This window comes from Lactobacillus nasalidis (assembly GCF_016587775.1).
GTDB classification, from domain to species: domain Bacteria; phylum Bacillota; class Bacilli; order Lactobacillales; family Lactobacillaceae; genus Lactobacillus; species Lactobacillus nasalidis.
In genome coordinates this window covers 1-410 of sequence record NZ_BOCG01000496.1, presented here as the reverse complement: position 1 = coordinate 410, position 410 = coordinate 1, and the positions used below count along the sequence as shown (strand labels likewise).

Sequence of the window (410 nt, the reverse complement as noted above, 5' to 3'; positions counted from 1 at the left end):
GTTGGTACTTTGAAAACTGAACAAAGTTTCGCAGTGTGCGGGTCAAACAAAGTTTGATCCAATCAAATAAGCGAAGTCAATTCGCAAGCAAATAATCTGGAGCAGATTAAAAAGGCTCAATTTCAAATTGAGAGTTTGATCCTGGCTCAGGACGAACGCTGGCGGCGTGCCTAATACATGCAAGTCGAGCGAGCTGAATTCAAAGATCCCTTCGGGGTGATTTGTTGGACGCTAGCGGCGGATGGGTGAGTAACACGTGGGCAATCTGCCCTAAAGACTGGGATACCACTTGGAAACAGGTGCTAATACCGGATAACAACATGAGTCGCATGACTCAAGTTTGAAAGGCGGCGCAAGCTGTCACTTTAGGATGAGCCCGCGGCGCATTAGCTAGTTGGTGAGGTAACGGC

Annotated in this window: 1 rRNA gene; it reads left to right on the top strand. The window is 48.0% G+C overall.

Features of this window, described 5'->3' with window-relative positions:
* Positions 1-123: 123 nt before the first annotated feature.
* Positions 124-410: ribosomal RNA gene (locus lacNas_RS09640) — 16S ribosomal RNA — on the top strand; the annotation flags it as partial.